This is a genomic window from Paenibacillus sp. 05T425, assembly GCF_056396205.1.
The window spans coordinates 167,077-188,244 of record NZ_JBFTLA010000001.1 but is presented as its reverse complement, the minus strand read 5'-3'; the positions used below and the strand labels follow the sequence as shown (position 1 = coordinate 188,244).

Sequence of the window (21,168 nt, the reverse complement as noted above, 5' to 3'; positions counted from 1 at the left end):
TTAAACCTTTATCAGGTCCATGAGGATTGCTAGGATAGAAACGAATCCTTTGAGCCAGAAAGAAAGGTAGGGTTACCCATGTTGAAACTCCAATATGACTCGCCTGCAATGCATTGGACAGAAGCGCTACCCGTTGGTAACGGTAGACTGGGCGCCATGATATTCGGCGGTGTAGAGAGCGAGAGAATTCAGTTAAACGAGGATACGTTGTGGTCCGGCTATCCTCAGGACGGCAATAATCCCGAAGCCAAGGAGATATTGCCGAGGGTAAGGGAGCTTATCGCCAAAGGCGAATACGCGGAAGCTGAGCGGCTCAGCAAGGGAATGCTTGGACCGTATACGCAATCGTATTTGCCGTTCGGGGATTTACGACTGTTCATGGAGCACGGCAATCACGCCAGTTCGTACCTGCGAAACCTTAATCTTGAGCAAGGCATCTGTTCCGTGAAATATAAAATCGGCGATGTGGAATATACGCGTGAAATGTTCGCCTCGCACCCCGATCAACTGATTGTGATACGTCTTCAATGCAACCGTACGGGGTACTTAAGCTTCCGCGCGAATCTGGATAGTCCGCTGCGTTATGAAACCTCTGCTTCGGAGGGGGAATATGCTATTCAAGGCATTGCGCCGGTACATGTATCTCCGAGTTATTATCCGACCGACGCCCCGATTCGTTACGGAGATCCGGCGAAATCGGAAGCGTTGCGATTCCACGGTCGTATGTTTGTTGCTCATGAAGGCGGGGAAGCTCGGGTTACACACGACGGTATTCACGTGTCCGGCGCAACCAACGCAACCTTATTTTTCAGCGCAGCCACCGACTTCGATACGCGGATTGGTATGGCTAGCAATGACTGCGACCCTGAGCAAACGTCCAAACATTATTTGCAACAAGTTAAACACAAAAGCTACGAGGACGTTCGGGGCTTGCATGTTTCGGATTTTGCCAAGCTGTTCAATAGGGTTACGCTTCGCCTTGGAGAAAGCAAGGCGCCGGATGACATGGCGACGGATCGAAGAATTGCCGCTTACGGTGGAAGCGATCCCGGCTTGGTCGAGCTCCTGTTTCACTACGGCCGCTATCTGATGATTTCCAGCTCGCGTCCAGGTACGCAGCCGGCGAACCTGCAAGGGATATGGAACGAGCACACCCGCGCGCCATGGAGCAGCAACTATACGCTCAATATTAATGCGGAAATGAACTATTGGCCAGTAGAATCATGCAATATGGCCGAAATGCACGAGCCTTTCCTTGACTACATTGCCCGCTTAGCGGCAAACGGCAGCCAAACAGCCGAAATCAATTACGGGGCGAAGGGATGGGTCGCGCATCATAATTCGGATCTGTGGGCCCAAACCGCCCCGGTAGGCGACTACGGTCACGGTGACCCGGTGTGGGCATACTGGCCGATGGGGGGAGTATGGGTATCCCAGCATTTGTGGGAGCATTACACATTCGGGCGCAATAAACAATACCTCAAGGATAAAGCCTATCCCGTTATGAAAGGCGCGGCTGAATTTTGTATGGATTGGCTGTACGAAAATGAAGATGGGTACTTGATTACGTCTCCATCCACTTCGCCCGAGCATAAATTCGTTCATCAAGAGGGTAAAAACGGTGTCAGTTCGGCAACTACGATGGATTTGACCCTGATTTGGGATCTGTTCACGAACTGCATCGAAGCCTCCGAGGAGCTTGAGATTGACGAAGCCTTCCGAAACGAGTTGTCGGCAGCTTTAGACAAGCTCTTGCCGCTGCAAATCGGCAAACACGGACAACTGCAGGAGTGGTCCAAAGATTTCGACGACGAAGACGTTCACCATCGGCATGTGTCGCACTTGTTCGGGGTTTATCCGGGACGGCAAATAACCGAGGACGCGACTCCGGAGCTTTTTGCGGCAGCCAAGACTTCCCTTGAGCGGAGAGGCGACGGCGGAACGGGCTGGAGTCTCGGCTGGAAGATCGGATTGTGGGCCAGGTTCAGGGAAGGTAACCGCGCGCAGCAGCTCATTTCGAACTTATTGACGCTTGTTAAGGAAAACGAACCGGATAATTATCACAGAGGCGGGGTTTACGGGAATCTCTTCGATGCTCACCCGCCATTCCAAATTGATGGTAACTTTGCGGCTACAGCCGGAATCGCCGAGATGCTGCTACAATCCCATCAAGGATATTTGGAGCTTCTTCCGGCTCTGCCAGATGCGTGGCCAAGTGGACTCGTCACTGGATTAAGAGCGCGCGGAGGATTCGAAGTGAGCATGAAGTGGACGCAAGGGAAGCTGACCGAAGCCGAGATTGTTTCGAGCCAAGATCAAACGTGCACCATAAAGTGCGGTCCAGACATCGAGGTTTGGGAAGATCAGCGTCAAATAAAGACGGTTAGAGCTTCCGATGAATCGCATCTGTTTTCCGTGGAGACAGGGAAACGATATCGGATAACGGCAAAGTAGCACGCGAGTGCAAGGGCATTATTCACGAAAGCGACACAGGTTTTTGACAGAATGATGAGGGTTGGCCTTAGAACGGCACATGAACGATACATTATGGTAACCTATACTTAAAAAATGAGTTATAGGGAGTGTTATCGTCATGCGAGTACAACCCAATACGGCAAGTATCGAACATATTCCGACCTCGGTCACGAAGGTCGTCTTCGAAACGATAAAGATTGGCATCATCAAGTCGAACCTCATCGCCATGATCGCCGGGCTTAGCATGGCGTTGTTCGTCCATGACTTGTCGTTCTTCGACAAGATCGGCAATATCGTGCTTGCTTTGGTCGGTTCTGCCCTTGTTATCGGAGCGGCCGGCGTCTTCAATAATTTATATGATCGCGATATCGACAGCATTATGGAGCGGACGAAAAACAGGCCTACCGTATCCGGAATCGTTGACCTCGGAAGCGGGCTCTTCATTGGAACGTGGATTGCCCTTGGCGGCGTGGTCGCGTTGTATATAGCTTCTCCGCTTTCCGCGTTCTTAGGTTTTCTGGGGCTGTTCCTCTATGTCGTGCCTTACACCATGTGGACGAAGCGCAGAACGATCTATAATACGGAGGTTGGAAGTTTGTCGGGCGCGATGCCTCCATTGATCGGTTGGGCCGCGATTGCGCCCGACATTTTGCATCCTGGAGCCATTGCGTTGTTTCTGTTAATGGTGATTTGGCAAATGCCTCATTTTTACGCGATCGGGATTCGCCGCATGGAGCAATACCGGGCGGCCAACATTCCGATGCTGCCGGTAGTCAAGGGGATTCGGCGGACATACTTGCAGATGAACGCGTATTTGGTAGCGTTGTTCTTTTGCAGCTTCTTGTTCTGGTCGTTCAATCCGTTCATCGCCGTGGCGAATGCGCTCCTGACCTTGGGCTGGTTGATCCTGAGCATTAACGGGTACCGCAAGAAGCCGGAGGATAAGTGGGCTCGTTCGATGTTCATTTTCTCATTGAACCACATTACGGTGCTGCTCCTGATGATCGTCGGCTACTCCATAGGTGCACCGTTGCTGTAATGAGACGAAGAGTTTGAAAGCCGAGAATCCTTGTGAACTAAGGATTCTCGGCTTTTTATTTTCATAGAGCCAGAGCATTGTACGAGAGATCGTACAATTCAGATAGGTAGTGTTCTTCAGATAACACAAAGTGTGCGGGAAGTCGGATTGGAGTCAGGAGCATTGTACGAAGAATCATACAAAGCAGGAGTCTTTTCATCCGAAAACGGAACACAATACGATTGTGGATCAAGGTTTTCCTTAGAATTCACCGCGAAACGTTAGCTTTGCCGCCAAGGACGGAGACAGCCGTTTACGCTTGCTATTGCGCATGATTGACTGAATACGATTATTAACGATATAATTTCCTTGTTGTGCAAAAAGTTTCCTAAGAATGCGGGGAGCGCATGTGAAATTAAAAGAAATTGCAAAAAAAGCAAACGTTTCGATTAGTACGGTATCGAGGATCATGAACAACCAGGGCAATTTCAGCGAGGAGACTCGCAAAAAAGTGTTGGATATTGCGAATGAACATTTAAAGCCGGGGATCGCTCCGACCAAAATGATAGGCGTATCCTATACGATAGTCGTAATCGTACCGGGCAATAACGACTTCTTCGATAATGACCCGTCTACTTCTGCGGACTTGAATCACTTAAAGGACGAATTCGAAGCATACGGCCATCAGATTCATATCGCGAAACACTACACGGACTTGCCGTCCTCTCCGGCATATAAGCTTTTGAGCGAGCAAAAAGTGGACGCAGCCATCATATTTGACCCTTTTGTAGGCGATAAGATGTTTGAAGAGTTTAACAGACTCGGAGTACCGTATTTATTTACGAATGGAAGAACCTATAAGGCCGGTCAAAACTATATTGACTACGATAACCGAAAAGGCGCTTATGAAGTGATTCGATATTTGCATGGATTGGGGCATCGGAAAATCGGGATGCTCGCGGGGCCAAAGAATCATCTCGTTAACTTAAACCGATTGGACGGATGCAAAGATGCATTTCGTGAGTTAGAAATGCCTTGGTCGGACACCAATGTTGTAATGGGTTCTTTCGATCCGGCACATGGCTATGAGGCAGTAAAGCGATTGATGAGCGAACAGCCGTCGACCACGGCGATATTTGCTTTTAACGATATTATTGCATTCGGAGCCATGAAGGGATTGGCCGAGATGAACATCCGTATTCCTATGGAAGTTTCCTTGATAGGATTTGATGATTTAAAGCTATCGGAGTTCATGGTTCCGCCGCTCACGACCGTCCGAAGGTTCAGATATGATATTAGCTCCATCATCGTGAAAGTGTTAACGGAATTAATTACGAACAAGAACATTTCCGAGGTTTCCATTAGTCTAAAAACCGAGATTATAGAGCGGGAATCCTGCTCCAAAGCGATTAAGGCATAGGTCGCTCTCCATAAATGGATTCGAATAGCCGTCCTCAGATACTACTATCTGGGGACGGCTATTTTGCGTTTACGTTTGCCTAGAATGATTTTGATTGACGGAGAGAACGAAGGTAGAATATACTAAGAGCGCAAATTAGTTGCGCAATTATTTTGCGCACGATTTCACTATTATGGGAGGGATGAATAATGAAAGGTTTATTTTCGAAGCCAGTAATGAAAGCGTTTACGGTATTGTTGTCGTTTATGATGCTGACAGGAGGTTCGTTTGCGGTGCCATTTCTTGACCAGGCTTCAGCGGCTGTGGGTCCGATTACGGTTAACTTAACGGAAACGCAAGAAGCGTTCAAAAATCCTTTTAAAGGATTTAGGCCTACCCGGTTTATGAATGACACCAGTTTTTCGAATCACGAATACGGAACTGTGTTCAAGCACTACATCAAATACACCGATTTGGAAAATGCGGCGTCCGACTCCGTGCAGAAAATCAAGGATTGGAGCAATGCGGCATGGGCAGGGATTGAAAGTCAGAATAAAAAGGTAATCCCTCGCGTGTTCATCGTCTACCCGAACGGAGGGGAGTATTGGCCGGAAGGCGTTCCTCATGGAGATGTGACAACGCAATGGACAACGGAAACATTGAAAAACCGTCTGACCGCTTTCATCCAGAAGCTCGGTCAAGCTTGGGATAATGATCCGAGAGTCGCCTATATCGAGTTAGGCCTGTGGGGGAATTGGGGAGAGCATCATATTTGGCCGGATAAGCTCGCCGACGGGACCGACCGGATGCCTCTCGTGTTCCAGACGGCATTAGGCGACGCAGCTTCGCAAGCTTTTCAAAACAAGAAAGTACAGGTGCGGTATCCAGATACCTTCCAAAATTATAGCTTCGGTTTTCTGTGGGATTCCTTCGCCTTAATCGATGACCTGTCGGGAGGGGAGGGCATTGCTGCAAGGAATGTGTGGAGAACGCAAGTTAACGGCGGCGAGGTTGCCTACGATTGGGGGCAGAAGCATATTCAGCCGGGTGATTCTCCCAATGACACGTTAAACGATCCGATCCATCGGGACTACGTCATCGACTGGATCAAAAAAACACATACGACAAGTCTGGGATGGATTGATTTGTACGATGCGGGCAATTCCGCCGTCTCGCAAGGAGCTGCTTTGATGCAGAAGGAATTCGGCTATCGCTTCGTCATCAATCAAGCTACCTATTCCGGCAGTGTGCAGCCTGGCGGGTCGATGAATGTGTCCTTCTCGGTCGTGAACAAAGGATCGGCGCCGTTCTATTACAATTGGCCGGTGGAAGCTAGTTTGCTGAGTAGCGATCGGACAGTTGCTTGGAAAGGCATATTCAATGGCGTGGACATCCGGAATTGGATGCCGGGTGACGATTGGAATAGCCAGACGCGCCAATACAATCAAGCGCCAGCCGTTCAACAAGTTTCCGGTGCTTTTACGATTCCATCCAATATGCCGGCGGGAACATACACCTTGGCGCTTTCCATTCTCGACCCTTACGGTTATAAGCCAAGCGCCAGATTCGCCAATACGAACTATTATACAGGCGGCAGAACACCGCTTGGCAAAGTCGGAATCGGCATGGATCCCGCTAACCAGAACATCGGACCTTTCGATACATTGAAGCCGGATAATACGCTGACGTATAACCTGACTCAAACTCCATATGATGGCGGGTATAGCGGCGGCGGAAGCGTGGATACTCAGGCGCCAAGCGTTCCGGGGAATCTGGCTGTAAGCGGGACGACTTCGAGCAGCGTCGGTCTGACGTGGTCGGCTTCAACCGATAACGTAGGCGTGACCGGTTATGATATTTACCGCGGAGGCGTATGGGTTGGCTCTGCGACCGGCAATACCTATTCGGATACGGGTTTAAGTCCGAGTACAAACTATAGCTATACAGTCAGGGCAAAGGATGGAGCGGGGAACATATCCGGCGCAAGCAGCTCTGTAAGTGCGACCACCAATGCTTCCGGAGGTGGCGGTACATTGACGGCTTATGAAGCTGAGGCCGCAACGAATACACGGACTGGAGCGGCGGTCGTTGCCACGTGCAGCACATGCTCGGGAGGTTCGAAGGTGGGGTATGTCGGGAATAATGACGGTACGTTGCAGTTTAACGGAATAAACGCGTCAGCAGCGGGAACGTATACGATGACGGTTACTTACCTCAGCGGCGAGGCTCGTTCCGCGCAAATACGCGTTAACGGAGGAGCGGCTTCTACGCTCAATATGCCGAGCACGGGCAGCTGGACCGCGGTTGGCACCGTTCAGACGCAAGTGCAGTTGAATGCCGGCAATAACACCATCCATTTCTCCAACCCGGCAGGATGGGCGCCTGACTTTGACCGCATTCAGATTAGCGGCGGCAGCAGTATCGGCGATACGCAAGCGCCGACTGCGCCGACGAATGTGAGCGTGCCTGCAAAAACATCGAGCAGCGTCAGCTTAGCGTGGAACGCCTCGACAGACAATGTCGGCGTAGCGGAGTATGTGATCTACAGAAACGGGAACCAAGCGGGCACATCTGCTGCGACGAGCTTTACGGATAGCGGATTGAATGCCAACACGGCATACACGTATACGGTGAAAGCAAAGGACGCGGCGGGCAATCTATCGGCATCCAGCGCAGCGGTTAATGTAACGACAGATGCAGGAAGCGGCGGAACGGGCGGGTTGCTGTTGGATAACTTCGACAATTCACCGAGCTGGCCGGGAACGAATGATCTTGGCAAATGGGCAGGCGCTAACGGATTCGTAAACAATGCGGGCGTCATCGAATCAGGGGCATTGAAGCTTCAGTATAACAACAACGGCTGGTTAGGCACTGACATTACCCAGAACATCGGAAGTTACTCGAAGATGGTGATTCGCATCAAAGGCGCAAGCGGCGGCGAGCAAAGTCATATGCAGCTCACGATCGGCGGAGTAACTCAAACATTGGCGGCTTTCAGTGGGAATACGATTACAACGAGCTACAAAGACATTGAAATCAATTTGGTTTCGAACGGTGTGGATCGCAGCAGTCCTGGACAGCTGACGATGACATTTTGGCACGGAGGCAACAGTTCGGTCTGGATAGACGAGATTCGATTCGAATAAGCGGCGGTAAATTAGCGCCATAAAATGAGGAGCTATCCCAAGGGATAGCTCCTTCATCGTTCGTTGTCCTTATTTTGACTGGAAATCATCCAACCAAATTGCCTGTAGCAGGCATATCAAGCCCCTTTGAGTGGAAAACATCCAGCCTAATTCGGCCATTTTGCTCATTTCCGCCAACTGTTCCCCATTAGCCTGTATGAAATCCAACCAAACTGCCCATTAGACGTCATTCAGCCCATTAGGCTGTATGAAATCCAATCAAACTCAGACCAAATAAAAAGGCTCGCAGCGTAATCGCTTCGAGCCACTTTTTCATACCTCAGTCTCCACATGGAGCGGGGGCGATGCAATAAGAGATTGACGGAAGAGCCTCATGTCAACAACGGCACCGCCGCCCAGCCTGGATTCCTCGGCTGCGAAGGCCATCAGATGGCTTTCCAGAGAGGCTTGCGCAGAGGTCAAGGTATCTACATATCGTTCGCTCCGGAGGTCGGACAGAAATTGCCGCATGATCCCATCGTCGCCGCCTTGATGACCGCTGCTGCTGATCGGGATTTGAATGACGGACTGCGTGCCCGTTGAGAATTCGAATAGTTCGATACGGCCGCTTAGCAAATCGCCGCGAAGTTCTCCTTTGGTTCCCATTACTTGGACGATACGATTGATATCGCGCGTAAATCCGCTCATGCTGAACATAACGGTAACGCCATTCTCGAATTCCATATTTACGATTTGATGATCCACGACATTATTATCCGTCCGGTAGACGCATTTGCCGTAGGGACCTCCCAATATGGCGTTCATTCGATTCGTTTCGGTAGGAGGATCGGCTATGAGTGCGGCAAAAGGGTTTTGTTCAATGTCTTGCATATAAAATCGTAATGCCGAATAGGGACAAACAGATTCGACTTCGCAGCCATCCGTACATCGGTCGGTCGAGCCTGCAGGCGCGTTCTCGATCCGGAAGTGGCTTAACGAACCGAAGGAGCTGACCTTCGTGCAGTCTGCATCGACAAGCCAGCGGATCAGATCCATGTCGTGACAAGACTTGGCCAATATCATGGGACTTGCGAGCGTGTCGTTCCGCCAATTGCCACGGACGAAGCTATGGGCGTAATGGAGGTAACCGACGTTTTCGTTATGTTGAATCGACATGACGTTTCCGATCGCGCCGTCATGTATGAGCTGCTTCATTTTTTGCCAAAAAGGGGTATATCTCGAAACATGGCAGATCGAGAGCAAGCGCCCTTCTTCGCGAGCGATGTTCTCCATTTGCACGCATTCCATCGGGTTATTGGACATCGGCTTCTCAAGAAGGACATGATAACCTTTGCGGAGAGCCGCAACCGTAGGCTCGTAATGCATCTGATCCTGCGTGCAGATGAGGAGCGCATCACAGAGCTTGGGCTCGTTCAGCAGCTCTTCCCATGTGGAATAGAGCTGCTCCGAAGACAGGTTTAATGCTTCCGCAAATCTCGTTCTTCGATCCATGTTGGGTTCGGCAACGGCGACCACCTCTACCTCGCGGGGAAACCTCTGAACATACGGCATATAGGATAAGAAACCTCGAGCTCCTGCTCCTATTACAGCTAATTTGATTGTTTTCATAAGCTGATCTCCTCGAAGTAAAGATTATATTTTGCGATACCATGGCAACCGGGAAAGAGGCGCATTCACTTCGACCTGAACAGGGCCTTCGACTACGCTTTCGTCATCGCCGAGCCATCGGCCTTCCGGAAATTGTACCATTCGAGTCTTCTGTCCCTTATTCAAGACTGGAGCTACCAGAATGGAATCGCCAACCATGAATTGGTCCTGAACCGCGTGGAAGCCTTGTTGCGGAAAAACGAATTCCAAACTGCGTAATATAGGAAGTCCATCTCCTGCAGCTTGGTTCGCAAGCTGGGCGAGCAGAGGACCCAACTCCGTCCGGATCCGCACCGCGTCCATGCACCAAGACAACTCATCTCCGTTCAAAACTCGCCATGGTGCCATGGAAAACTGCATCGCGGGAAATAAGGCCGAGCATTGGACAAAGCGGATAAAAAGTTCGGAATCGAAACGGAAATTCGGCGAATTAATGTCTCCATCCATCCCTCCGCCGATCATATCGGGACAATTATAGGCATATCCCATCAAGCCTTGAGCAATAGCATTAGGGATGAGTCCCCCGAGTCCGGTTGCAGCTTCCCAAGTGTGCGTCTTATCGCGTTGGCGCTGGATGAGCGCTTGACCTCCGAGTTTCCAGCACATGCGCAATTCGCTAAGCGAGTATCCGATTCCTAAGCGGGCATAGCATTCCGTATCTTCCATTTGGAGGACGGGACGCGACCATACGACATCCTGCGAAACGTCGTCTAATAGGCCGGGCAACAGCGGTTCTCCAGCGTCGAGCTTGAAGCCGTCAACCCCGTAATCTTCGATCAGTCTGTCTAACTGCTGCTTGAACCATGCGGAGCCTTCTTCGCTTGTATAATCAACGACCGCGCTGTACCCATTCCACCATCTCCTAAGGACAGGCGTGCCATCGGCATGCTTCATCAAGATGCCCTGGTCGCGCAATTGCCGGAAGGTAATGCTGTCAGGACTCACGTACGGGCATACCCAAAGCATGATCTTGAACCCTAATTCATGCAAGTCACGGATCATTTCGGCAGGATTGGGGAATCGATGCTTCTCGAAGTCCCACGTTCCATAGTCTTGCATCCAATTATCGTCAATGATCAACACACCTGGAGGGAAGCCGTGCTCTATAATGGATCTCGCGTAATGGAGAAGTTTGTCCTGTGTCGGTTCGTAAAACATTTCTACCCAAGTGCAATATTGCGGGGCCATAAAAGCCAGTTGGTCAGGCGCAACGCCGGAAGGCGGGAAATGGTTGAGGCACGCATGCCGATAAGCGCCTTGAAGGGTTCCATGACCCTCTTCAAGCCCGAGCTTCTGGTTGTGATCGATAGTAACGGTGCTCTCATTAAAGGAAAAGGCAAACGGCTCTTCGCACCAAATATATCTTCCTTTATTAGAAAGCAATAAGGGGGAAGCTTGGTTATCATCCGTGTAACGTAAATCGCGCGAATGAGGTCGGTCGCCGAACGGCATCAGATGACCTTCATTGATAACGCCTCCCCACCAGAATTCTCCAGTCTCTCTTTGCAATACAGTCTTTGTCATCGGAGTCACTCCCAATTTGTGTTATGAAATAATTTGCGCAATTATTTACTGCTAGTATGGATGAATCTGTAGGGTAATGCAAACGTTTTTTATCTTAACATTTAGGCATCCAATCTTAAGAATGAGGCATTTAAAGCGGTTATACAGATCGATTACACTAAACATGTAAAGAGGCAACCTATTCTGCGGATCACAATTTACGCAAATTTTTGCCTAAACAATTTATTAGGGGGATGTCAGATGGTGAAAAGAAACAAACTTTCATTCATGCTTGCGGTTGTCTTGATGATTTTATCCTTAGTGTCCGCTGCATGCAGCAACGGCACGAACAACGGGGCGAACAACACGCCGGACAACAGTTCGAACAGCAATGCCGGTGAAACGAAAGATGAGCCTAAAAAGAACGTAACGCTTACTTATTCCATTTGGGATAAAATTCAACAGCCGGCGATGGAAGCCATTGCGACCGAGTTTACGGCACAAAATCCAAACATCAAGGTAAAGGTTGAAGTCATCCCTTGGGGCGATTATTGGACAAAGATGTCCGCTGCCGCTCCTGCCGGAACGTTGCCTGACGTGTTCTGGATGCATGGTGGCCAATTCGTTAAATATGCTACGGGAAAATTCCTCGAGCCGATCACGGAGAAGGTAGCATCGGGAGAAATCGATTTGAGCAATTATGCGGCGGATCTTGCTTCGATCTATACGATCGGCGGCCAAAACTACGGCGTGCCTAAAGATTTCGACACGATCGGCCTAGCGTACAACAAAGAGCTGTTCGATCAAGCGGGCATTCCTTACCCGGACGACACTTGGGATTATGCCAAGCTAGCCGAGGTTGCCAAAAAACTAAGCCAGCCTGACAAAGGCATCTATGGTTTCGGAGCGAAATTGGATACGCAAACCGGCTATTGGAACGATATTTTGGCTAATGGCGGCAGCATTGTTTCCGATGATCTAACCAAATCGGGTTACGATGATCCGGCTGCAATCGAAGCCTTGCAAGCCCGTTATCAAATGATCCTTGACGGCGCTTCCCCGACGCATCAACAAATGACGGATATGGAATCAACCGAAATGTTCAAATCCGGCAAATTGGCTATGATCTTCGACGGATCGTGGAGAATCAGCGACATTGACGGCAGCGAAATCATTAAAGGCAAATGGGATTGGGCGAAATTGCCTACAGGCAAGGTGAAAAGAGGCAACATCATTAACGGCCTCGGCAACGTAATGTCCGCAAGCGGTAAAAACAAAGAAGAGGCTTGGCTGTTCCTTAAGTTCCTTGGATCACAAAAAGCGGCGGAAATTACGGCAGAGATGGGTGCGGCTATACCGGCATTCAACGGCACGCAAGACGCGTGGCTGACGTCGAGACCTCATTTGAATCTGAAGGTATTCACGGAACAAGTAGCTGACGCGATTCCGTATCCAAGCGGTTCGCTGGCGTATCCGGTATGGTTCGCGAAAGAGCCTGAGATTATGTCGCAGGCATGGGGCGGAGCTATCTCGGTAGAGGAAGCCGCGAAGAAGGTAGCCGAGATGATGAATCAAGCGATAGCAGAAACGAAATAATCGTAACGTCCAAAAGAAAGTCATTCGGGAGGCGTTCCTTTAAGATCAAGGGACGTCTCCGATGAATAGGGAGTGGTGAGATTGAATTCCAGAAGCAGATATATGTGGGCCTATTTCATGATCGCACCGACTCTAGTAGGCACGCTAGTATTCTGGGGGTGGCCGGTTCTCCAATCGATTTTGCTAGGATTCCAACAGTCGGAGAATTTCGGACTCGTCAATCATTGGGTTGGATTCGATAACTATGCGAAGTTAGTCCGTGACGAAGAGTTTTGGCAAAATCTGCGCAACACCTTGTATTATGTTGCTCTGTTTGTACCGATTACACTGGCGCTCTCTACCGTGTTTGCTATTCTGCTGAATACGAAGATCAAAGGGCTGTCCATTTACCGTGTTATTTTTTTCTTGCCTCAAGTGACGATGCCTGCCGCGGCAGCGATGGTGTGGGTTGTGTTGTTCGCACAGGACTTCGGACTGATCAACCATTTATTAGGAACCCGCATTCCATGGTTGTCCGATTCCAATTCGGCCATGTTCGTGCTCGTTATCGTTGGCGTGTGGGGGGCAATCGGCATGAATATGCTGCTCATTCTCGCAGGTTTGCAAGGCATACCGAAATCGCTTTATGAAGCGGCGGATATTGACGGCGCCAAGCGATTTAACAAGTTTCGTTATATTACGATTCCGATGTTGACGCCAACCCTGTTCTTCACGAGCATCATTCTATTAATCGGAGCCACGCAGATCTTCGACTCCATCTATCTGATTATCGGGAAGACGAATGTTGCGCTTCCGGCGGTTCGTTCGCTCGTTTATGCCTATTACCAAAACAGCTTCGTTTATTTTAATCCCAATTACGGCGCTGCCATCATTAATGTTTTACTCGTGATTAACCTAATACTGACAGGCATTCAATTCGCATTTCAGAAAAAATGGGTCTTCTACGACTAAGGAAGGGGGAAGACAGACAGATGCACATCTCGTCGGCGAGGAAGATCAACTCCGTTATTCATATCGTACTTATTATCAGCGCCATCGCTATGCTCGTTCCATTCGTATGGATGGTGCTGACTTCGCTGAAGACAACGACGGAAGCTACGCAAATTCCGATTCGTTATTTTCCTGAAGCCCCCAGCTTAAGAGGATATATCGAGGCAATCAAGCAATCGGCGTTTCCGCATTATTATATGAACACGATTATATCGGCGGTAATGAAGACCGTGTTTCCGGTTATTTTCAGTTCGATGGCAGCCTATGCGTTTGCCCGAATCCGGTTTCCGGGAAGCTCCCTTCTATTTGTCTTGATTCTATCGGTCATGATGGTGCCGAATCCTGTTTTTTATACGCCTCAATATATGATGATGAGTGACTTAGGACTCGTCAATACGGTTACCGCTCTTTGGATTGCGTCGTTGATCAGCCCTTTTGCTACTTTTCTTCTAAGGCAATTTTTCATGAGCATATCGAAGGAACTGGAAGAAGCGGCTGTTCTCGACGGCTGTAATCCGTTTCAAATTTATTGGCATATCATGCTTCCTTTAGTTAAGTCGGCCTTGGTAGCTATTGTCATTATTCAAATGCAGTGGGCATGGAACGAGCTGCAATGGCCGCTTATTATTAACAGTTCTCCAGAGAAGATGACCTTGTCATCGGGCATAGCGACGTTAGTGTCCATGTTCGGCACGGATTACCCGGTGTTAATGGCAGGCGCCTTTATGGCGGTCGTTCCGATGATTATCCTCTTCTTTATCTTCCAAAAGCAGTTTATCGAAGGCATCGCCTTCAGTGCGCATAAAGGTTAAGGCTTGCAGGTATCCGGACTTCTATGAGTCCGGATTAGCCTGTTAAGGAGTGGGAGATGACGAATAGGCAAAGAAGTAAATGTATTAATGACAGCGCTTTCAATTATGAAAGAGGAGGATTTTGATGAAACCATTATCCGTGCATGTTAGGTGGAAGGCATCATTCAAAGTGATGCTCATTGTTTGCTTGTTATTGAGCACGTTGTTTGGCAATGCCGCGGGCATTGTAAGCGCAGACCCGGATCCATCGCGCGTACCCGCTAATCCGTATCCGAGCCCTGCGGTAGATAGTGCGTTAACCAAGCATGACTTGACCTACGCTCCAAGCCCGCTGGACAATCCGCTGAAAGGATTCGCGCCGTTCTATCCGTGGGAAACGGAGACTTCATTCCCCCACAGCTTGGAATGGTATTATATCCCTCTGAAAGCGGTAATGGATGGCCCAAATTCCTTTACATTCGATACGGGCATAGAACCGGCATTGGATGCCATTGCGGCAAGAGGGAATCAAGCGGCGATTCGAGTCTATCTTGAATATCCGGACAAAGAGGATGCCATACCGGCGTTTATTCACGATAGCGGCGTTGCCATGCGTCATAACGCTACATTTAACCAAGACGAGCCCGATTATGACGATCCTTTAATGGTAGAGTATTTGACCAACTTTATTCGAGCTTTCGGAGCAGAGTATGATGGAGATCCGCGCATTGGATTTATCCATATGGGCCTCGTTGGCTTATGGGGGGAGTGGCACACTTACCCTTACGACGAGGATGATGCGGACGGCTTGCCGAACTACATGCCAAGCGCTGCAACGATCGAACAACTATTCACCGAATATGATGCAGCCTTCGACCAAACGAAGCTTGAGGTGCGTTATCCCGGCTTGCCTGGCGCTTCGGAGTTTAATATTGGGTATCATGACGATTCCTTCGGATTCAAGGAAGGTAATCCGCCGGAAAGCGTAACGCAGCCCGAGAGTATGGGCGGAGCCTATTACTCGTTTTTGACCAAGATGCTGGAAGCCGGTTCGGAAAATAAATGGATAACGGAATCGATTGGCGGAGAAGTGCGCCCGGAAATTCAGAGCCAGCTGTTCAGCGGCGGAGCAAATGTCGATGATGCAATCGATGATATTGAACTGACTCATGCGACGTGGATGATTAACCAAGGCGGCATTAGCAACTACGATGCCGACAATGCTGCCGTTGCCGCGGGCGTGAGAAAGATGGGCTACGATTTGAATGTGAAGAGCGCCTATTATAATGATGTTGTTGCTGGCGACCCGCTTAAGGTCGGAGTCACCATTCAGAATAATGGCGTTGCGCCTTTCTCTTATCCTTGGAAGGTAGAGCTGGGAGTCAAGAATGTATCGGGGGAACTTGTAAAGCAATGGGATACCGATTGGGATATGACGAAAGTTATGCCTTTGCAGATCAGAACCTATCCGGAATGGAATGTATCTGGCGATCCGAAGTACGTCCCGTTCGGCGAACCTTATTACTTTGATACGACCATTGCTGATCCTGACTTGAATGACGGCTAGTATTATTTAGTAATGAAGGTCGTCAATCCGTTAGAGGACATTAGCAATAAGGCGAAAAAAGTAGGGTTTGCGAATACGGATCAAGACAACAAAGGTTGGCTCAATATGGGGCCGGTGCGGATAGGGGATTGCGATTCAACGTGTTCAGAGCCTCCGACATCGCCGCCAGATCCGGCCAAGCGTCTGCTCGTCGATGATTATGACGGGAATCCGGCATGGGCTGACAATAAGAATGACCTGAACCAATTTACGTCAGCAACCAAGTTTGCCAACGGGAATGGTGCTGGTGTCGTAGAAGACGGCGCATTAACGCTGCAGTATAAGAATGAGTCATGGTTGGAAACGAATATCGGCCTCAATGTTGCAGATACGAGTAAGCTGGTCATTCGCGTGAAAGGAGCCGTCGGAGGCGAAGAGAATCAGGTCAATCTTAGAATTGGCGGCGTTACTCACACGCTCGGTCAATTCAGCGGCAATACGATAACGACAAGCTATAAAGACTTAGTCATCGACTTGCCTGATCATGAAGTGGATCTAGCGCAAACGATCTGGAGCATTGCAATCTCGCAAGCGCATTGGGATACGACAGGAACCATCTATATCGATGAAATCTACTTTACGGACAAATATGGATCCGATACAGATCCTGGCCCTGGTCCTGGCTCAGGTTCCGGTTCAGAAAAACCGGGGCTCATCGAGGATTTCGAATCGTATGCGGATGATGCTGCTCTTGAGGAAGCATGGACGGAGGCGTGGTCCGATAAGCCGGGCTCCGTTACAAGAGCTCTTGGCGAAGCGAGCGGTAGCAATGGCCTCAAACTTGCGGTTGCGATTGCAGATTCGACTTGGTCGAATATCATCCATTCCATCCCTGCCGACAAACAAGATTGGTCCAAGTTCGACGGCTTAAGCTTCTGGGTGGACAATACGACAGACGATAATAAGGACTTCAGCTTGAATGTCGCGCTTCAAACGCCTGTATCGAAAGGCGAGTTCGGCTTGAAAGAAGGCGGATCAGCCTTAACGATGGAAGCTGATGGAAGCTGGCGCCCTGTTGGATTCAATGGAAGCTCGCTTAATGTTCCCGCAGGCTTCAAAGGCGTTGTAAAGGTCGCTTGGGATCAATTCGTGCAATCCGCATGGCAGTGCGACGGCGATCAGGCAGCATGCGCAGCCGCGCTCGATCCAAGCGTTGTAACCGGACTGCAGTTCGGCTACCCGCCAGCGGGTTATATTCATAACGTCGTCACAATCGATGACATCCTTCTCTATCGGGCAGATAAAATATTGGATGATTTTGAAAGCTATGCGGACGATGCTGCTTTGCAGAACATCTGGAGAATAGACTGGGAATCCGGTGAACCATCTGCGCTGCGTTCGATTGACCGCGTGAATGTGTCGAATGGCGATCAAGCGATGAAGTTTTCCGTTACGCCTCCACCGGGCGGTTCAACATCCGATTGGGTCAATATCAAGCGTGCTGCCTTTACCGGGACCGACACGGATTGGTCCGCATTTGACGGACTTACCTTCTGGGTCAACCATACGTCGCCAAGCAACAAAAATATGGATCTGAACCTTTCGCTTGTTACGGATGCGCCAAAAGGAGAGTTTTCGCTAAAAGCAGGAGGAGTCGTACAGCTTTACAATGCGGAGGACGGTTGGAAGGCAACTACGCTCGGCGGAGGCTCCTTATCCATCGCTTCAGGCTATAAAGGAATGGTTCGCATTCCTTGGAGCGCATTCGCCCAATCCGAATGGCAGGGCTGCGATGCTTGCGACGCCGAGTTCGACGCGAGCAAGGTGCTTCAAATTCAATTCGGCTTCGGCCCGAAAAATCAATCCGACAATGTTCTCAGCATCGACCAGATTGGCATCTATGCTTTAGCCGGCAGGACCGGCGGACCAGGAGGAGGATCAACGACAGATCCTGTAGATCACCCGGCCCCGCCAGCTTGGGCAACGGCAGCCGGAACACAAGCGCTTTCGTATCAGACTGCACCGGTAGACAATCCGCTCAAGGGCTTCCTTCCTTTCTACGATGCATCCGAGGAAGCTTATTTCAAAGTCGGCGATGACTGGAGAGATCGGCCTACGCAGCTGCCATACAGCTTAGAATTTTTCTACTTGCCGCTTAACAAGCTGATGAACAATCTGGATGACTTTAATTGGACGGAACTGGACAAACGGCTTGAAGAGGTGGCATCCAGAGGCAATCAGTCCGTATTCCGAGTGTATCTGGACTACCCGAACAAACCTTCAGGAATACCGCAATTCCTAATTGATGAAGGGCTGTCGACTTACCAATACGAGGAATTCGACAATGGCAAGGATGCTACGAGTTTAGCGCCTGACTATAATGACGAGCGTCTATTAGGCGCGTTGGACAATTTCATTGGCGCGCTTGGATCGCGTTATGACGGCGATCCTCGAATCGCATCCCTCATGATCGGATTGATCGGTTTCTGGGGCGAATGGCATACGTATCCTTATGACGGGAATATCAAGTCGCCAAACCTCATGCCAAGCAACGCCAACATGAAACGGGTTCTTACCGCTGTGGACGATGCCTTCGATGAAACGCAGCTCGTATTGCGATATCCAATGGACAACAGCGAACTGAAAACCAAAAACTTTGATGTCGGCTATCATGATGATTCCTTTGCTTTCCAGACACTCCCGCCAAGCTTGGGAGGACAGGGCTGGCATTTCTGGGGGAGAGTCAATGACGCAGGAGTAACCGAATTCTGGAAACAGAACAGCATGGGCGGCGAGATGAGACCGGAAATTCAAGTGAAGATGTGGAACAATGACCCGCCGAGATACAATGAACCATCGACGCCAATTGAAGGGGCGCAAGGCGAGGATTACTACACGAGTTTGGGCCTCACCCATGCATCCTGGTTGATTGCTCAAGGCATATTCCAAACGCCGCTCGAGACAGAGCCGTTGGCAAGAGCTACTGAAGGATCACGCAGCATGGGATATGAATATTATGTGCCCGCAACTTACCTGGATGCTTCCGATGGAAGCTTGAAGGTAGCGGTAGAGCTTGAAAACAAAGGAGTAGCGCCGTTCTACTACGACTGGAAGGTAGAGCTTGCTGCCCAAACAGAAGATGGCATTGTGAAAGCATGGGATTCAGGTTGGGATTTGAAAGACATTCTTCCTAATACGAATGGATTTGATAACAATAAGCTGTTCGAATCGATCAGCAATCCGGCATTAAGCAATGGAAGTTATCAAATCTTGATGCGTTACGTGAATCCGTTAGAACAAATCAATGCGGACGCCAAGAAATTCCACTTCGCCAATGCGGAGCAGAACAGTAACGGATGGCTGAATCTGGGCAGCGTAGTCGTATCGAATAGCAATGCCGAAGCCCCGATAAGGGTTACGGGTTTAACGACGAATACGTCGAACCGGATTAAATTGTCTCCAGACACCAGCACCCAACTTAGCGTTGCGGTAGTGCCGGCAGAAGCGAGCAATAACAGAGTCGTGTGGTCGTCGGCAAACCATAAAGTTGCCTATATATCTGCTACTGGCTTGGTCAAGGCTGTAGGCGTCGGCAGCACCGTTATTACGGTTAAGTCTTCTGACGGTAATCTGGAAAAGCAATTTCAGGTGACGGTTGCGTCGGATACGAATCCGAACCCGTCTACTGGCGACTCATCACCACAGCCAGAGCCGGAACTAACGGACAAAGGAATCAAGCTGGAGAAAGATGCGGCAACCGTTGTTCGAACAACGAACGAGAATGGCGTAACCGAAACGATCGCAACCATTGATTCGAAGAAGCTTCAGGAAGCTTTCCAAGCTCTTCTCAACCATTCGACTATTGTCAAATCGAATTCGGTCATAATCGAATTGACTAATGACGGCGGAAGCGTGAAGGTCCATATTCCTTCATCTGCACTTGTAAATGCGGGGAATGGCCTGCCAGACGCATCAGTTACTATACAGACGGATTTCGGAAACTATAAGGTTCTTGTCCAATCGTTAGGTCTGGCGGCTTTAGCGGAGAAGCTTGGCGTGAGCCCTGATGCAATGACGATCAGTATTGTTATTGACAGAGTTGCAGGCAGTACGGCGGATCTATTGGCTGAACAAGCGAGCAAAGAAGGGTTGACCTTGCTTGCGCCTGCTCTGGATTACAAAATTTTTGCTCATGCAAACGGAAAGTCGATCGAGATCACGAGCTTTGGCAGCACTTACGTAGAGAGATCGGTTATTGTACCGGGAACGATTGACCGGGCGAACACGACTGGACTTCTATTCAACCCGGAAACAGGGACATTCCATTTTGTTCCATCGATTGTTCAAGATAACGGCGGACATACAGAGGTTGTGATCAAACGAAACGGGAATAGCATTTATACGGTCGTAACGGGCAGCAAAAAATTCGCCGACCTTCAGGGACATTGGGCCAAATCTGATATCGAACTGCTGGCTACTAAGCGAATTATTAGCGGGACTGCGCTTAACAGCTTCTCGCCGGACAAAGCGATTACTCGCGCAGAGTTCACGGCCATACTCGTTCGTTCCCTCGGACTCGGTTCTCGAGCTTCGGCTGCCGCTTTTGGCGACGTAGCCAAAGGAGACTGGTTCGCAGATGCGATTGCAACAGCGGTTGAAGCGGGAATCATTAGCGGCTACACGGATGGTTCATTCCGACCGCATGAACAAATCACCCGCGAACAAATGGCTGTTATGTTAGCCAAAGCTCTGAGCTATGTGAACAAATCCATCCAAGCAAATGAAAATGTTCTTGGAAATTATATGGATAACGGTTCTATTAGTGATTGGGCAAAACATTCGATAGCTGAGTTACTCACTGCTCAAATTATGAAAGGGAAATCAGAGACTACGATCGATCCGGTTGCTAGCGCAAGCCGAGCTGAAGCCGCCGTTATGATCAAACGATTCCTGCAGTACGTACAATTTATAAACTAACTGTTGAAATGAATAATGGAGCACATGGCGTTAGCGCGCATGTGCTCCTGTTCTATGACGGAAGCGTATTCACGTTAATA

The 21,168-nt window shown here is 49.6% G+C and carries 11 protein-coding genes; 9 read left to right on the top strand and 2 right to left on the bottom strand.

The annotated features are described in order from the left end of the window. The first annotated feature begins 78 nt into the window (after positions 1-78). The 4 genes from AC1DF0_RS00690 to AC1DF0_RS00675 all read left to right on the top strand — a co-directional run bounded on the left by AC1DF0_RS00690 (position 79) and on the right by AC1DF0_RS00675 (position 8,038). Positions 79-2,454, top strand: coding sequence for a glycoside hydrolase family 95 protein (locus AC1DF0_RS00690; RefSeq protein ID WP_442048814.1), 2,376 nt, complete (start codon positions 79-81; stop codon positions 2,452-2,454). 139 nt (positions 2,455-2,593) lie between these two features. Next, entirely contained in the window at positions 2,594-3,514 is a 921-nt protein-coding gene (gene cyoE / locus AC1DF0_RS00685; protein ID WP_442048815.1) for a heme o synthase, read from the top strand. 388 nt (positions 3,515-3,902) lie between these two features. After that, the gene (locus tag AC1DF0_RS00680) at positions 3,903-4,913 is read left to right on the top strand and encodes a LacI family DNA-binding transcriptional regulator (protein ID WP_477572748.1); all 1,011 of its coding nucleotides are present in this window, start codon (positions 3,903-3,905) and stop codon (positions 4,911-4,913) included. Between the two features lie 188 nt (positions 4,914-5,101). After that, positions 5,102-8,038, top strand: a complete 2,937-nt coding sequence (locus AC1DF0_RS00675) for a DUF4832 domain-containing protein (RefSeq protein ID WP_477572747.1) — start codon at positions 5,102-5,104, stop codon at positions 8,036-8,038. Positions 8,039-8,350: 312 nt separating this feature from the next. On the opposite strand, the gene AC1DF0_RS00670 is transcribed toward AC1DF0_RS00675, so the two are convergent. Together AC1DF0_RS00670 and AC1DF0_RS00665 are read right to left on the bottom strand one after the other, a co-directional pair. Then, the gene (locus AC1DF0_RS00670) at positions 8,351-9,646 is read right to left on the bottom strand and encodes a Gfo/Idh/MocA family protein (RefSeq protein ID WP_442048818.1); all 1,296 of its coding nucleotides are present in this window, start codon (positions 9,644-9,646) and stop codon (positions 8,351-8,353) included. 24 nt (positions 9,647-9,670) lie between these two features. Beyond that, positions 9,671-11,209: a glycoside hydrolase family 31 protein gene (locus tag AC1DF0_RS00665; RefSeq protein WP_442048819.1), complete on the bottom strand. Its 1,539-nt coding sequence runs from the start codon at positions 11,207-11,209 to the stop codon at positions 9,671-9,673. 240 nt (positions 11,210-11,449) lie between these two features. Here AC1DF0_RS00665 and AC1DF0_RS00660 point away from each other — a divergent pair, with 240 nt between their 5' ends. The 5 genes from AC1DF0_RS00660 (at position 11,450) to AC1DF0_RS00640 (ending at position 21,088) form a co-directional block, all read left to right on the top strand. Further along, positions 11,450-12,784 (top strand): ABC transporter substrate-binding protein, encoded by a 1,335-nt coding sequence (locus AC1DF0_RS00660; protein ID WP_442048820.1) that lies wholly within the window; start codon positions 11,450-11,452, stop codon positions 12,782-12,784. An 81-nt stretch (positions 12,785-12,865) separates the two neighbouring features. Continuing rightward, on the top strand, positions 12,866-13,735 hold the full coding sequence (locus AC1DF0_RS00655; RefSeq protein WP_477572746.1) for a carbohydrate ABC transporter permease: 870 nt from the start codon (positions 12,866-12,868) through the stop codon (positions 13,733-13,735). 20 nt (positions 13,736-13,755) lie between these two features. Beyond that, positions 13,756-14,586, top strand: a complete 831-nt coding sequence (locus tag AC1DF0_RS00650; protein ID WP_442048821.1) for a carbohydrate ABC transporter permease — start codon at positions 13,756-13,758, stop codon at positions 14,584-14,586. A gap of 124 nt (positions 14,587-14,710) precedes the next feature. Continuing rightward, positions 14,711-16,132, top strand: coding sequence for a DUF4832 domain-containing protein (locus tag AC1DF0_RS00645; protein ID WP_477572745.1), 1,422 nt, complete (start codon positions 14,711-14,713; stop codon positions 16,130-16,132). A gap of 12 nt (positions 16,133-16,144) precedes the next feature. Next, positions 16,145-21,088 carry an S-layer homology domain-containing protein gene (locus AC1DF0_RS00640; RefSeq protein WP_477572744.1) on the top strand — a complete coding sequence of 1,648 codons (4,944 nt, stop codon included), beginning with the start codon at positions 16,145-16,147 and terminating at the stop codon, positions 21,086-21,088. Positions 21,089-21,168: the final 80 nt, after the last annotated feature.

What these genes read in the sequence shown, in the direction of transcription:
- AC1DF0_RS00690 (WP_442048814.1), top strand. Translation starts at nt 79, where the DNA reads ATGTTGAAACTCCAATATGACTCGCCTGCAATGCATTGGACAGAAGCG.
- cyoE (WP_442048815.1), top strand. Translation starts at nt 2,594, where the DNA reads ATGCGAGTACAACCCAATACGGCAAGTATCGAACATATTCCGACCTCG.
- AC1DF0_RS00675 (WP_477572747.1), top strand. Translation starts at nt 5,102, where the DNA reads ATGAAAGGTTTATTTTCGAAGCCAGTAATGAAAGCGTTTACGGTATTG.
- AC1DF0_RS00670 (WP_442048818.1), bottom strand. Translation starts at nt 9,646, where the DNA reads ATGAAAACAATCAAATTAGCTGTAATAGGAGCAGGAGCTCGAGGTTTC.
- AC1DF0_RS00665 (WP_442048819.1), bottom strand. Translation starts at nt 11,209, where the DNA reads ATGACAAAGACTGTATTGCAAAGAGAGACTGGAGAATTCTGGTGGGGA.
- AC1DF0_RS00660 (WP_442048820.1), top strand. Translation starts at nt 11,450, where the DNA reads ATGGTGAAAAGAAACAAACTTTCATTCATGCTTGCGGTTGTCTTGATG.
- AC1DF0_RS00650 (WP_442048821.1), top strand. Translation starts at nt 13,756, where the DNA reads ATGCACATCTCGTCGGCGAGGAAGATCAACTCCGTTATTCATATCGTA.
- AC1DF0_RS00645 (WP_477572745.1), top strand. Translation starts at nt 14,711, where the DNA reads ATGAAACCATTATCCGTGCATGTTAGGTGGAAGGCATCATTCAAAGTG.
- AC1DF0_RS00640 (WP_477572744.1), top strand. Translation starts at nt 16,145, where the DNA reads ATGAAGGTCGTCAATCCGTTAGAGGACATTAGCAATAAGGCGAAAAAA.